At 39.0% G+C, this 14,541-nt stretch carries 14 protein-coding genes and 1 other annotated feature; of the genes, 9 read left to right on the top strand and 5 right to left on the bottom strand.

All coding sequences use genetic code 11. The features are described from left to right. Positions 1-10: 10 nt before the first annotated feature. Both ureG and B5P37_RS06045 read left to right on the top strand, forming a co-directional pair. The gene (gene ureG, locus B5P37_RS06040) at positions 11-622 is read left to right on the top strand and encodes an urease accessory protein UreG (protein ID WP_085237387.1); all 612 of its coding nucleotides are present in this window, start codon (positions 11-13) and stop codon (positions 620-622) included. Further along, on the top strand, positions 622-1,455 hold the full coding sequence (locus B5P37_RS06045; protein WP_085237388.1) for an urease accessory protein UreD: 834 nt from the start codon (positions 622-624) through the stop codon (positions 1,453-1,455). Before ureG ends, B5P37_RS06045 begins: the two co-directional genes overlap by 1 nt. 223 nt (positions 1,456-1,678) lie before the next feature. Here B5P37_RS06045 and B5P37_RS06050 read toward each other — a convergent pair whose 3' ends face one another. The 5 genes from B5P37_RS06050 to B5P37_RS06070 form a co-directional block, all read right to left on the bottom strand. Continuing rightward, positions 1,679-2,905 (bottom strand): MFS transporter, encoded by a 1,227-nt coding sequence (locus B5P37_RS06050; protein WP_169710789.1) that lies wholly within the window; start codon positions 2,903-2,905, stop codon positions 1,679-1,681. Positions 2,906-3,276: 371 nt separating this feature from the next. Beyond that, positions 3,277-5,514 carry a 5-methyltetrahydropteroyltriglutamate--homocysteine S-methyltransferase gene (gene metE, locus B5P37_RS06055; protein WP_085237390.1) on the bottom strand — a complete coding sequence of 746 codons (2,238 nt, stop codon included), beginning with the start codon at positions 5,512-5,514 and terminating at the stop codon, positions 3,277-3,279. Beyond that, entirely contained in the window at positions 5,508-7,349 is a 1,842-nt protein-coding gene (locus B5P37_RS06060; protein ID WP_085237391.1) for a bifunctional homocysteine S-methyltransferase/methylenetetrahydrofolate reductase, read from the bottom strand. The genes metE and B5P37_RS06060 overlap by 7 nt, the downstream gene beginning before the upstream one ends. Further along, entirely contained in the window at positions 7,318-8,478 is a 1,161-nt protein-coding gene (gene metC, locus B5P37_RS06065; RefSeq protein WP_085237392.1) for a cystathionine beta-lyase MetC, read from the bottom strand. Before metC ends, B5P37_RS06060 begins: the two co-directional genes overlap by 32 nt. Next, complete coding sequence (locus tag B5P37_RS06070; RefSeq protein ID WP_085237393.1) at positions 8,444-9,577, bottom strand: PLP-dependent transferase; 1,134 nt, start codon at positions 9,575-9,577, stop codon at positions 8,444-8,446. The genes metC and B5P37_RS06070 overlap by 35 nt, the downstream gene beginning before the upstream one ends. Before the next feature lie 62 nt (positions 9,578-9,639). Beyond that, positions 9,640-9,953 (bottom strand) — a binding site (T-box leader). A gap of 186 nt (positions 9,954-10,139) precedes the next feature. Between B5P37_RS06070 and B5P37_RS06080 the strand changes: the two genes are divergently transcribed. Genes B5P37_RS06080 through B5P37_RS06105 form a run of 7 tightly spaced genes read left to right on the top strand, consistent with a single transcriptional unit; the run spans position 10,140 to position 14,465 of the window. Then, the gene (locus B5P37_RS06080; RefSeq protein WP_085237394.1) at positions 10,140-10,964 is read left to right on the top strand and encodes a ParB/RepB/Spo0J family partition protein; all 825 of its coding nucleotides are present in this window, start codon (positions 10,140-10,142) and stop codon (positions 10,962-10,964) included. Positions 10,965-11,016: 52 nt separating this feature from the next. After that, complete coding sequence (locus B5P37_RS06085) at positions 11,017-11,907, top strand: mechanosensitive ion channel family protein (RefSeq protein ID WP_085237395.1); 891 nt, start codon at positions 11,017-11,019, stop codon at positions 11,905-11,907. 12 nt (positions 11,908-11,919) lie between these two features. Next, positions 11,920-12,141 carry a DUF951 domain-containing protein gene (locus tag B5P37_RS06090; protein WP_085237396.1) on the top strand — a complete coding sequence of 74 codons (222 nt, stop codon included), beginning with the start codon at positions 11,920-11,922 and terminating at the stop codon, positions 12,139-12,141. Next, complete coding sequence (ychF, locus tag B5P37_RS06095; RefSeq protein WP_085237397.1) at positions 12,132-13,229, top strand: redox-regulated ATPase YchF; 1,098 nt, start codon at positions 12,132-12,134, stop codon at positions 13,227-13,229. Before B5P37_RS06090 ends, ychF begins: the two co-directional genes overlap by 10 nt. Positions 13,230-13,271: 42 nt before the next feature. Beyond that, entirely contained in the window at positions 13,272-13,400 is a 129-nt protein-coding gene (locus B5P37_RS12260; RefSeq protein ID WP_280521808.1) for a hypothetical protein, read from the top strand. Further along, on the top strand, positions 13,394-13,864 hold the full coding sequence (locus tag B5P37_RS06100; RefSeq protein ID WP_142382191.1) for a phage integrase SAM-like domain-containing protein: 471 nt from the start codon (positions 13,394-13,396) through the stop codon (positions 13,862-13,864). The genes B5P37_RS12260 and B5P37_RS06100 overlap by 7 nt, the downstream gene beginning before the upstream one ends. Positions 13,865-13,904: 40 nt before the next feature. After that, on the top strand, positions 13,905-14,465 hold the full coding sequence (locus B5P37_RS06105) for a tyrosine-type recombinase/integrase (protein ID WP_169710790.1): 561 nt from the start codon (positions 13,905-13,907) through the stop codon (positions 14,463-14,465). Positions 14,466-14,541: the final 76 nt, after the last annotated feature.

Here is a 14,541-nt window from a genome sequence, read left to right on the forward strand (position 1 = left end):
GGGAACAGAGATGAAACCAATTAAAATTGGTATCGGTGGACCTGTTGGCGCAGGGAAAACACAACTCATTGAAAAATTAGTGAAACGTTTATCAGAAGAAAAAAGTATCGGTGTAATCACAAATGATATTTACACAAAAGAAGACCAAAAAATATTAGTGAATTCAGGTGTGTTACCTGAAGATCGTATTATTGGTGTGGAAACAGGTGGATGTCCACATACGGCAATTCGTGAAGATGCCTCCATGAATTTTGCTGCAATTGATGAATTAATGGAACGTCACTCAGATATTGAATTGATTTTTATTGAATCTGGTGGAGATAATTTAGCTGCGACATTTAGTCCGGAACTGGTTGATTTTTCAATCTATATTATCGATGTTGCACAAGGAGAAAAAATCCCACGTAAAGGCGGACAAGGGATGATTAAATCGGATTATTTTGTGATTAATAAAACGGATTTAGCCCCTTATGTGGGTGCTTCTTTAGAACGCATGGCTGAAGATACTGACAAATTCCGAAAAAATCGTCCATTCGCGTTTACCAATTTAAAGACGGATGAGGGATTAGACCAAGTTTTAGATTGGATAAAAAAGGATGTCTTTTTTGAAGGATTAGAATAATGGCAATTTCTAAGTGGACAGGTGAATTAGATTTAATATTCAAACATGACGGTAGTCGCACGGTAAATGGCAAAACGTACTTTCAAGGCGGACTCAAGGTCATTCGACCGACTTACTTGAATGGAAGTCCTCACCCGACGATGTTTCTGATTAATCTTGGTGGTGGATTTGTTGATGGTGACCGCTACCGTATGAACATTCACTTTGAGTCAGGGGCTCATGCGGTATTAACGACTCAAGGTGCAACGATTGTATTTAAAACTTTGGAAGATAAAGTAGAGCAGTATCAAAGTTTTCAACTTGATGAGGGTGCTTTTATGGAATTTGTGAGCGACCCCATTATTGGTTATTCAGACGCAAAGTATTACCAGGCTAATCGATTTGATTTAAGTCCGACAGCTTCTATGTTTTATACGGATATTTTAACGCCTGGATACGATGAAGATGGACGTCAGTTTAAATATCATTATTTACATCTCAAAAATGAAATTTACGTTGATCATCGATTGGTCGTGTTTGATAATTTAAAGCTGGATACGCAAAAAAATCAAGTGACGCAAATGGGCTATATGGAAGGATTTACGCATATGGGTTCATGTTATTATATTAGTCCAGGTGTTAATCAGAAAGTAGTTGAGGCTGTACAAAGTGTAGTGATGCCTTATATCAGCGAACGTTGCCGTGTCGGTGTAACGTTACTGCCTACCCATGGCTTAACATTTCGTATTTTGGCTTATTCCACGGATGATATTCAACGTGTGATTCATGCGGTACATCAATTTGTGATGGAGACGTATCATGAAGAAGAAGCACAATTTTTAAGAAAATATTAGGTTCTCTATTAATTGGACTGATGAAGAAACGCTCACAATTTCTCATCAGTCCAATTTTGGATTTGAATATAAAAGTGCATAGAAAAATGATATGTTTCGTTACAAACTGTTTCGGTATGTCATACATGTTCTTTCAGTTATGAGATAGGGTGGATATTAGCAAGGCATCCATTTGTTTTTGAATGGTTAGCATAACGATGATTGCTTTCTTGATGATTTCATCCTATTCAATTGTATTCAAATGAGACATCTTTCGGATTGAGGTTTGTGACAACCAAAATAAGGCCACCCCTATGAATAAACTTGCAAACAAGATGATGACAAAATGACTGTTTAATATATTTCCGATTGTTCCACCTAAAAGGGCGCCTATAGGTGCTAATGAAGTCGATACACCAATCATTGAGCCCATGGCCATACCTAGCTGATCTGCGTTGACTTTCAACTGTACAATTGTTTGCGAAAATATATTGAAAATCCCAACAACCATCCATCCAATCAAAAATAATATGAATGTTAATAGCTGGTTATAGATGTTGTGCGCCTCTATCAGTGCACTTATCATCCAACACAAACCTATTAGCGCGATACCGATAATATAAAATTTACCTAAATGCCATTTACGAATGAACTGCAAACGTGCAATGAATGCACCAGCGAGAATGCCTATACCAGATGTAGACATCAGTAGGCTATAATGTAACGGATTCACCGCATAAAATGGTAAGTTCGCAAAAATACCACTGACTGAAAAGTTGATGACAATGACCCCTACTAACAAGGGGAATAATAAGTGGTCTTTCCACAGTGCCAGCCCTTTATAAAGCGAAGTGAAATGTGATTTCAAAAATGACTGCTGGTTAAACGATTTGTTTTGATTCATACGCATGAGCTGTTGACTCAAAAAGATAAACATAATTCCATTAATGAGAAATGTGGCGCTGTCGACGATATAAATCGCGAATATACCAAATGCAGTGATGATAACCCCAGCTAAAGCATTAAATAATGCATCACTTCCTTGATAAGGCATAGTAAAATACGCATTACCGTCGACTAATTCCTCTTTATTTAAAATTTTAGGTAACAAGCTCAATTGAATCGGATAAACCATTTGATTTAATAAACTCACAGCAAACATCGTAGCAAACAGCCAACCTAAATTAAGATAGCCGTAAGCATTCAAAATCGGAATGCTAATCAATAAGAGGGCTTGTACCAATTGTGACACGATTAGATACTTTTTAGGATTCAGGTGATCCATCAGAGGACTTAGCAATACTTGAATCAATGCTGTAGAAGAGGTCAAAAACAAAGCGAAACCCGTATAAAATGGAGAATGACTTAGGCTGTAGACTAAGAGCATTGTCCCGATGCCATAAACACTATCCCCAAAATTTGAAATTAAGCGCCCTAGAAATAAAAGTGTAAAGTCTCTGTTATGTAGCACATATATCCCCTCCGAAAAATTTCTCTAAAAGGATTATATATAAAATTTTCTGAAAAATAAATGCTTTCTGAAAAATAAATACTTGTCGTATGATTGTGATAATCCATAAGCGAAGGATTTTACATAACAATGCATATGGATTTTTATGATGTTCATCGGTTTGACATGAAAATAAACCGTAAAAGTTTAGCTTTTACGGTTTAAATCAGACTATTTTGCTTCCTATGTGATATGGCTTTTGACTGAGCATGCTCAAGTTAATCTATTCTATAGTGAAGTTTGCTATTCAATAATACGCTTGGTGCCGATAGTCTAGCAATGTCTAATGAAAGAGGCGTCCATTGTGCGTGATGTGACTCAATATTTTATTGTTATTGTGCGGCATTTTGACGTAATTTGCGTGCACTCTCCACAAGCACAGTTAAAGCGGCTTTCACTTCATCTTCTTTACGTGTTTTAAGTCCACAGTCTGGATTGACCCAGAATAACGAACGATCAATTTGTTGTAGGCCACGTTGAATGGCAGTTGTAATTTCTTCCTCAGTCGGGATACGCGGACTATGAATATCATAGACACCTAAGCCAATACCTAAATCATAGTCTACAGATTCAAAGTCTTTAATCAAATCACCGTGACTGCGTGATGTTTCGATTGAAATAACGTCTGCATCTAAGTCATGGATTGCGTGAATAATTTGACCGAATTGCGAATAACACATATGCGTATGAATTTGCGTTTCGTCTGTGACTGAAGAAGTTGCTAATTTAAAGCTATGGACGGCTCTTTCGAGGTAGTCTTCGTGATACGCTTTACGTAGTGGTAAGCCTTCTCTTAATGCAGGTTCATCGACTTGAATCACTTGAATACCTGCTTTTTCTAATGCTAAAACTTCTTCATTGATGGCAAGCGCGATTTGATCTTGAACAGTTGCCCGCGGGATGTCGACGCGTTCGAATGACCAGTTTAATATTGTGACTGGCCCTGTCAGCATCCCTTTGACTGGTTTGTCTGTAAGGCTTTGCGCATATACGGTTTCATCGATTGTTAACGGTGCTGTCCATTTGACATCGCCATAAATGATAGGGGGTTTTACTGCGCGTGAGCCGTAAGACTGTACCCAACCGAATTTTGTTACGAGGAAACCTTCTAATTTTTCACCAAAAAATTCTACCATGTCATTACGTTCAAATTCTCCGTGTACCAAGACGTCGAGTCCAATATCTTCTTGAATTTGAATCCATCGTTTAATTTCGTCTTTCACAAATTGATGGTAAGCTTCATCGGAAATGCGTTTTTGCTTCCATGCTGCACGTTGTTGACGCACTTCAGTTGATTGTGGGAAAGAACCAATCGTCGTCGTCGGTAAATCTGGTAAGTTTAAACGCGCTTGTTGTACAACTTTTCGCTCAGCAAATGGCGATTGACGTTGTGCACGAACGCTATCGAAATCATATTCAAGATTTTTAAACGCTTGATTTTGGAAGCGATTGTACTGCGCATGCAAGCGGTCATAAATTTCTGTATCGTTGTCGTTGATTGCTCGTTTTAATGCGTCTAATGTCTCTAATTTTTCTGTCGCAAAGCTTAACCCATCTCGAATCGCATCGTCTAATGTCTCATCATCTAATGACACCGGGACGTGAAGTAATGAAGAGGACGGATTAATATACAAATCATCGGAATATTGCGATAATTTTTCGATGAGTGCTTTTTGTGCTTCAACATCTGCCGCCCATACATTTCGCCCATCGATAATACCCGCAAATAGTGTTTTTGAGTGATCAAAGTCACCATTTTCTAATTGCTTTAAGTTTTCACCGCGGTCATGAATGAAGTCTAAACCAAGTCCTTTGACAGGAAGTTGACTTAAAAACTTCACATTGGCACGTTCAAAGTAAGTTTGAATGATGAGAGACTGTCCGACACCTGCTTCAGCAAACGCTTCGAATGCTTCACGCGTAATATCCTCTAATTCAGCCCCTTGATCAGTCACTAAAATAGGTTCATCGACTTGAATTAATGAAGCACCCGCTTGAATGAGCGATTGGAAAACTTCAATGTAAAGCGGTAATAGTGTCCGTACTTTTTCTTCAAATGACTGATCGCCTCCTTTAGAGAGTGCAACAAAAGTAATCGGTCCTACGATAACAGGGTGTGCGTGAATATTGAGTGACTTTGCTTCATTGAAACGTTCTAATAAATGATTGTGGTTCAAACGCGGTGTCACATCATCCCACTCCGGCACGATATAGTGGTAGTTCGTGTTAAACCATTTCACCAAAGCACTTGCGACATGTGACGCATTGCCTCGAGCGATGTCAAAGTATAAATCGTCATTCACTTCACGATCTTGAAAACGTTTTGGAATAATATTGAACAACAATGATGTATCAAGGATGTGATCGTATAATGAGAAATCCCCCACAGGCACACTATCTAAATTGTAGCTTTTTTGTAGTAATAAGTTTTCACGATGTAATTGTTGTAGCGTCTTGTCTAATTCTTCTTTCGTTATTTTATGATTCCAGTAGCTTTCAATCGCTTTTTTCCATTCGCGTTGACGTCCAAGTCTTGGGAATCCTAGGTTTGTTGTTTTAATTGTCATAATATCGCCTCCTGGTGGGATGTTGTAATAGATTTTGAATAAGCTGCAAGTTCTAATGAGTAATCAATACGTTCAAATGGGGTGATTAAGTACAAGCCATTGAAATATTGATGGACGGTGTCGATCAGTGACTTACAGATAGATAAGCTCAACGCGTAAGTCGCTTGCTTATCATCAGCCACCGCTTCGTATTGTGCTAACACATCGTCTGACATTTTGATACCCGGCACTTCATGATGTAAAAATAATGCATTTTTGTAACTGGTAATTGGCATGATGCCAATGAAAATCGGGACATCAAGATGTTGGGTTGCTTCATAAATTTCCACAATTTTTTCTTTCGTAAAGACGGGTTGCGTAATAAAGTAATGCATACCGCTCTTAATTTTACTTTCCATTTTACGCACGGCCGCATTGATATTACGGACATGCGGATCAAATCCGCCTGCAATGTTAAACTGAGTGGCGATTTTTAAAGTATCGCCATCTGTATTCACCCCCTTATTAAATTTGAGTGCCAATTCAGTAAGCCCTTTCGAGTTGACGTCGTACACATTCGTTGCACCAGGGAGATGGCCAATTTTTGATGGATCGCCTGTAATCGCCAAAATTTCATGAATCCCCAATAGTGAGAGCCCGAGTAGATGGGATTGAAGCCCAATCAAATTACGATCTCGACAAGTAATGTGAACAAGTGGCTCGATACTGAATTGTTGCTTAATGAGACTCGCTGCGGCGATGTTTGAAATTCGTACGGTCGCTAATGAATTATCTGCCAATGTGATTGCATCAATTTTAGCTTCATCTAACGCTTTAACATTGTTGAAAAAGCGCGTGGTGTCGAGATGTTTAGGTGTATCAAGTTCGACAATAATTGTGGGTCGTTCTCGTACACGGGCAGCGAGATTTTGACGCTGTGATTTAGGCGTTTCGGATGTTTGTTTTTGATGAATAGGGATGACCTTTTTCTCTCGAATCGGTTGTAGATGTTTAACAGCCGTTTTGATTTTATGAATATGTTCAGGTGTCGTGCCACAGCAACCGCCGATGAGTCGGACACCTTCTTGAATGAGCTGTTGTGCCGTATCTCCGAAATATTGGGCATTATCACTGTATTTAAAGCTCTGATGATCAATATCTAACAAACTTGCATTAGGATAACAAGATAAGTATGCGTGATCTGGTAAGGCAATGTGGCTAAAGGTTTGTTTCATATGATGGGGCCCATGATGACAGTTTAGTCCGACAATATTGGCACCAGCCTTTATGAGTTGTTGTAACGCGTCGTTGATTGACTTCCCGTTCGTTAAATAATGTGTGTTAGAGGCGGTGAGTTGTGCAATAATGGGAATATCATATTTTTGACGTGTTTGCACAATCGCGTTGAGTAACTCTTGATCGTCATAGTACGTTTCAAACAATAAGCCATCGACACCAGCGGCTACCAATGTATCCACTTGAATGTCTGTATGATATTGAATGGCAGATAAAGATAATTCACCCTGTTTCATGCTCCTAAATCCACCGACCGTTCCAAGTATGAACGTTTCTGCATGAGCGGCTCGTTTAGCAATGGCAACGGCAGCTTGGTGAATCGCTTTAACTTGATGTTCTAAACCAAATGCTTGTAATTTTTCAAAATTAGCGCCATAGGTATTGGTCTGGATGACGTCTGCGCCAGCTTGAATGTATGAGCGATGAATCTGTTCTACTTTTTCAGGGTGTGTGAGATTATACGCTTCTGGACAAGTATCCAAACCTTCAGAGTATAAAATCGTGCCCATTGCGCCATCAGCGACTAATATTTTATGTTGTAGTGCCTCGAGTAATCGGCTCATCGTATCCCTCCTTTAATGCAAAATCAAGGTCGGCAATGAGTTCGTTGACATCTTCTAAACCGACACTTAATCGGAATAAGCCAAACGTAATGCCACGTGCTTCCCGAATATGTTGAGGAATCGCCGCATGTGACATCGTATAAGGATGTGAGAGAATCGTTTCGACGCCCCCTAAGCTGACAGATACGAGGGGTAAGGTAAGACGATCAACAAACGATTGGGCGTATGACTCATTTTTTAATCGGAAACCAATGACAGCACCGCCGTGTTTTGCTTGATTGAGATGAATTTCACTGTGTCCAGGGTAGTATACTTGTGCAATCGCCGGATGACGCGCTAAAAATTGAGAGATATGTTGCGCGTTCTCGACTGACTGCTGGTAACGTACAACTAATGTTTTGAGATGTTGTGTTAAAGTCCAACTGTCGTACACAGAAAGCGCACTTCCCGTGCCATTTTGAATGAGATAGAGTGCATCGGCGAGGGCTTTATCGTTGGTCACGACAGCGCCGGCAATCAAATCACTATGCCCACCTAAAAACTTAGTCGCACTGTGAATCACAATATCTGTCCCTAACGCCAAAGGGTTTTGACCGAGGGGCGTCATAAACGTGTTGTCGACTGCAAGCAAGAGTTGGTGTGCTTGAGCGAGTTGTGCGACTTTACGAATGTCTGTAATCTTAAATAGTGGATTAGACGGTGTTTCAAGATAAATCAATCGTGTTGACGGACGAATGGCCGCTTGAATTTCTGAGAGATGTTCCGTATTCACCGTTGAAAAAGTCAATCCAAAGCGTGACAGAATTTGTTCAGTTAAACGAAACGTTCCGCCATATACATCATCTGGTAAAATGATATGATCCCCTGCGCGTAAAGTTAAAAACACTGATGTAATCGCTGAGATGCCCGAATTGAATGCAAATGCATATTGGCCGTCTTCCAGTTGAGCCAGTTTCTTTTCAAGCAATGCGCGATTGGGATTCCCACTTCTAGCGTAATCATATGGGACATGTTCTCCTAAGCGATGTTGGTGATATGTCGAAGCATAATATAGGGGTGGATTCGCACTATGATAAGTCTCACCACATTGATCGTCATAAATCAGTTGTGTGGGTTTCGAGTACGTCATTGCAAATCACCTCTTTTGATTTCTGAAGTGCTTGAATAAAATCTTGTTCAATGTCTTCATAAGCTTCAATACCGATGGACAAGCGAATTAAATGTTGATCGATGCCGCGGCGTTCTTTTTCGTCATCTGGCATATCTATGTGTGTTTGTGTGAAAGGAAAAGTGACAAATGTTTCAGTGCCGCCAAGGCTTTCTGCAAAACGTAGGACTTGAAGTTGACGTAAAAGTGTATCGACATTGTACTGAGGCTCGAGCCGTAAGCTTAACATCCCCGTACGACCACTGTATAAAACCTCTTGAATTCCTGATAATTGTTGACATTTCTCTGCTAAACGTTGTGCATTTTGTTGTGAACGCTCGACTCTTAAATGCAAGGTTTTGAGTCCGCGTAGCAGAAGATAGCTATCAATAGGTGAGAGTGTCGCACCAATCATGTTATGAAATTGTCCTAATGTTTCTGCGAGTTGTGCATCCTTGACAGTCACTACACCAGCAAGGACATCATTGTGCCCGCCAATATATTTCGTCGCGGAATGCAGTACGATATCGGCACCTTCCTGAAGTGGCGTAGTTAAATAGGGCGTAAGGAAAGTATTGTCAATAATCGTTAATAATTGGTGTTGTGCTGCGAGTCGATAATAAGGTGTAAGGTCTATCTCAATCATTAATGGATTCGATAGGGGTTCAATGAATAATGCTTTCGTTCGAGGTGTAATTGCTGCTGCAACGCAATCTGGCTTTGTAAAGTCAACATACTTAAAATGGATATCGTATTGCGTTTCATAAAATTGAAACAGCCGGAAAGTCCCACCATATAGATCAAAGGAGACGAGTACTTCATCGTTTGGCTTAAAAAGGTTGCAAACCAATTGAATACTGGCCATACCGCTTGCTGTTGCAAAGGATGCAATGCCACCTTCAAGCTGTGCAAAAGCATCTTCAAATACTTGGCGCGTGGGATTTTTTGTGCGCGTGTAGTCGTAACCTGTCGATTGTCCGAGTCCTTCATGCTGATAGGCAGTAGAGAGATAAATGGGATTCGTGATCGCGCCGGTTGTGTCTTGGGTCAAAGTGATTTGGGCAAGGGTCGTTTCTTTCATTCGCGTAACCTCCTCATTCAAAAATAAAAGCTTTCGCCCTGAATCTGATGAAAACATCAAATACAAAGGACGAAAGCGCGTTCGTGGTACCACCTTATTTCGTGACTTGATTACGCAAGTCACCTCTTCCAGTACGCTAAATGGTGCAGACATTATTTCAAGTGGTAAGAAATAAAATGTAAGGGATATTTGGGATTCTCTGTCTTACACACAAATATAAATACTGTGTCGCGATAACGGGCGAACCCGGTGATACCTCATATTGGCATCAACACTCCAAGGCCATTTTCAAACGCGCTTTCAATACCTTCTCTCAGCGAACGAAGGCTCTCTGTTAAAGCAGGGTGCGTTCTACTTTCCTTATTACAGTGTTTGGAATATTTATTGATTGGATTGATAACTCACACTTTACAACAATCAAAAATACTTGTCAACATGTTTTCTGAAAATTTTGATTTAAAAGAATTTATAGTGGTGACGAAATCGTTGAGAAAAGCTTGTGTCTCAATGGTGCAACCAGTAAAATGGAATGGAAAAAACATTGTAAAGGTGGGTGATAGAGATGACGTCGCAACAGTACAGTCAGTCGCCTGAATCAGAGCATGTCCAATGGATTGCCTTAACAGAGATCAGACCTAACCCGTACCAACCGAGAAAAACGTTTGACGATGAAAAATTAGCTGAACTTGCTCAATCTATCACACAACATGGCGTGCTACAACCGATTATTGTGACACAGGCCGTTCAGGGTTATTATATTGTCGCAGGGGAGCGACGCTATCGCGCAAGTCTGAGGGCAGAGTTACCGGAGATTCCCGCCATCGTCAAATCTTTTTCGGATGGTGAAATGCGTGAACTTGCAATCATTGAGAACTTGCAACGAGAAGACCTCAATGCGTTGGAAGAAGCGGAAAGTTATCATCAACTGATGACGCATCTAAAGTTGACACAAAAAGAAGTGGCTGAACGACTAGGGAAATCGAGACCTTACATTGCGAATATGTTGAGACTTCTCAAATTACCTGTTAAGATTAGAACTTTGATACGTGAAGAACAATTATCAGGAGGGCATGGACGTACCTTGTTGGCATTGAAAGATCCGGCAACTATGGTGAAGTATGCCCATTTAGTGATCCGGGAGTCTTGGAGTGTACGTTACCTTGAACAAAAAGTCGCAGAACATATGGGGACGGTACAAAAAGACACATCGAAGTCGTCAGCGTCAGCGAAAAAGCCTGCCCGTATTCGTCAGCATGAGCAACAATTAAGTCAGCAATATGGAACGCGTGTCGAGATTTCTACGAAGAAACAAGTGGGCGAAATTACTTTTACATTTCATTCTGAAAGAGATTACCATCGTCTCATTCAACAGCTCAAAAACATGTAGTGAAGCAGAATAATAAGTCATATGATACATGTATTAAAGAAGGGAGCGTATTATGAATCAATTTAAAGCAGTATTGCAAAGTATGATTCAACCTTTATTAGAACCAGAAACGTATTCAAATTTATTAACGAAACTCATTATCGTTTTAATTTATGTATTTGCGGCATTTGTAGTGGTTCGCATTTTAAATAAAATCATTGCACAATTTTTCAAAGTGAACAATCGTTCTACCAAAAGTAGCCGTGCCAAACGATCGAAAACATTGATTACATTAGTGCAAAACGTTGTAGGTTATATTATTTGGTTTATTACTTTAACGACGATACTGAGTAAGTTTGGTATTAGCGTAGAAAGTATTTTAGCAGGTGCCGGTGTTGTAGGACTTGCGATTGGTTTTGGTGCACAAACATTAGTGAAGGATATTATTACAGGTTTCTTTATCATTTTTGAAAACCAATTTGATGTGGGAGATTACGTCAGCATAAAAAATAATAGTGCACCGATTGCTGAGGGAACGGTCAAAGCGATTGGGTTACGTTCAACCCGTATTTTATCTTTTACTGGTGAGTTATCGATTATTCCAAATGGGACGATGAGTGAAGTGACCAATTTTTCAGTGACCAATGGGGTCTCAATTATTGACATTCCAGTATCGATTCATGAGAAAATTGATGAAGTAGAGAAAAAAATGAACCTCTTTTTGAAATCCATTCCTAAGAAATATGACATTTTTACAGCACCACCCGAAGTGCTAGGCGTCAACACGTTTAATAGTTATGAAGTGATGATTCGTGTGGCCGGTGAAACGATGCCGGGTGAAAGTTTCAGTGGTTCTCGAATTTTGCGACGCGAGTTAAAGGAGTTTCTTCAATCTGAAGGTATCGAAGCACCAATGCCAACACTTGTTCAGTTATATCAAGAGCAACAAAACAAGAAAACATAGAGGTGAAATGGAGTGGCTTCAAAGTATGAATTAAATGATATAGTAGAGATGAAGAAGCAACATGCATGTGGAACAAATCGCTTTAAAATCATTCGCATGGGCGCTGATATCCGTATTAAGTGTGAAAATTGTCAGCGTAGCATTATGTTGCCACGTCAAACGTTCAATAAAAAATTAAAAAAAGTACTCGAAAAAGCGAGTCCAAATGATAAGGAGAATGAATCATGGCTTTAACAGCTGGAATTGTCGGCTTACCGAATGTCGGAAAATCAACGTTATTTAATGCAATTACAAAAGCAGGGGCGCTTGCTGCAAATTATCCATTTGCTACAATTGATCCCAATGTCGGAATTGTGGAAGTACCGGATATACGCCTCTCAAAATTAGAAACAATCGTTAATCCTAAAAGAACCGTGCCGACAACTTTTGAGTTTACAGATATTGCGGGTATTGTGAAAGGGGCTTCAAAAGGTGAAGGGCTTGGAAATAAGTTTTTATCACATATTCGTGAAGTGGATGCCATTTGCCAGGTCGTACGTGCATTTGACGATGAAAACGTGACACATGTGGCGGGGCGTGTAAACCCAATCGATGATATTGAAGTCATTAACATGGAGTTGGCATTAGCCGATTTAGAATCTGTAGATAAACGCTTACCACGTCTCGAAAAGTTAGCGAAACAAAAGGATAAAGCTGCATTGAATGAAGTGCGTATATTGACTCGAATTAAAGAAGCACTTGAAAATGGTCAACCTGTGCGCAGTTTAGAATTTAATGATGAAGATCAAAAGTATGTCAATCAAGCACAATTATTAACATCAAAATCGATGCTCTACATTGCGAATGTCGGTGAAGATGAAGTGAATGATGTTGAAAATGATAAAGTTAAAGCAATTCGAGAGTATGCAGCGAATGAAGATTCAGAAGTGATTGTGATTAGTGCCAAAATTGAAGAAGAAATCGCAACGTTAGATGACGAGGACAAAGCCATGTTCTTAGAAGAATTAGGGATTGAAGAGCCTGGATTGAACCGACTCATCCGTAAAGCATATGATTTGTTAGGATTGGCAACGTACTTTACAGCAGGTGTGCAAGAAGTGCGTGCATGGACATTTAAGGAAGGAATGACTGCCCCACAATGTGCCGGCATTATTCATACAGACTTTGAACGTGGTTTCATTCGTGCTGAAGTGACAAGTTATGATGATTTCGTAACGCATAATGGTGAACAAGGTGCAAAAGAAGCGGGGAAAATGCGCTTAGAAGGTAAAGATTATGTGATGCAAGATGGAGATGTCGTGCATTTCCGTTTTAATGTATAGGAGATAAAACCGTCATATCAACGTTTTTGAGCATTTGAAAAAATGGAAAGAATGACAATCAATTTTTATGTGATTCAAAAATTTAAGCAAATTGCTGAGTTTGTAAAGGTAACATTGCTTGTCGTTCTTGCTGTGGGATTACGTAAACAACAAAATTATGCAATATGTTAATGTATATCACTTCTTTCACTACTTTTATTAAAGGTGAAAGAAGTGTATTTTTTATGAAGAAAAAGAGGAATAAAGCTTATCAAAAGTTAGATAATCCGAGTATTGAGTTTATCAAAAAAGAAGTAATGGATTATAAAAAGTCTCAAAATCTGGCGCCTAAAACTTTAGGAATATACAAAAGGCTTTTTACTGAGTTTTATGAGTTTTTCGGCAAAGATATTGATATTTTAATGATTAATCAAAGACAAGCAAGTGCATTTATCAACTACTTACTCAATGACAAAGTTTATTATTTAGATAGGTTTAACAATAGCGGTGAAATGCGTGGAATACAGCCGACAACCGTCAACACATATTTAAAAGCTTGTAAATCTGTTTATCAGACACTTATTGAGCTTGAGTATATTGAAGTTAATCCGTTTCAAAAGCTAAAGTCAGTTAAAAAGGCAAAAGGAACGTGTTAAAACAATACTGGAAAAGGATATTAAGACGCTTCTGAATAGTTTGGATAAAGAGTACTATACAGACTTTAGAATGCTAGTAGCAATACACGTACTTTTGGACACAATGGGCAGAATCGAGGAAGTATTAAATATTAAAAGAAATGATATTGATTTTGACGCATGCACAATATATTTTGGACAAACTAAAACGAATGAATACAGATTTGTCCCATTTAGTAAGATTACAAAAAAGTTACTGATTGAATTACTGGAAGAAAACAAATTTTTTGAAAGTGAATATGTATTTTTGACGCAGTACGGGACACAATTAACCACAAACAGCTTTAGAGCTTGCTTAAAAAGATACGTTAAAACGTTTAATATTAAAACAAACATTACACCGCATATGTTTAGGCATACCGCAGCTACAATGTTTTTACAGAATGGTGGTAATGTGCATATTTTACAAAAAATATTGGGACACAAAAAGATAACAACGACTGAGATTTATACGCATTTAACTACAGACGACATCACAAATCAGTCTGAAAAATATGGAGCGGTTGTCAATATGTCTAATAAGCGACAATACAATAAAATTAGAAACAAAAGGAGACGTTAAATTAATTATAGTCATCAATACAACCTAAAATGTAGTAGCAACACAAATAAAAATTGCGTACAATTAATTATAAATA

The sequence above is a fragment of the Staphylococcus lutrae genome (assembly GCF_002101335.1).
GTDB classification, from domain to species: Bacteria; Bacillota; Bacilli; order Staphylococcales; family Staphylococcaceae; genus Staphylococcus; species Staphylococcus lutrae.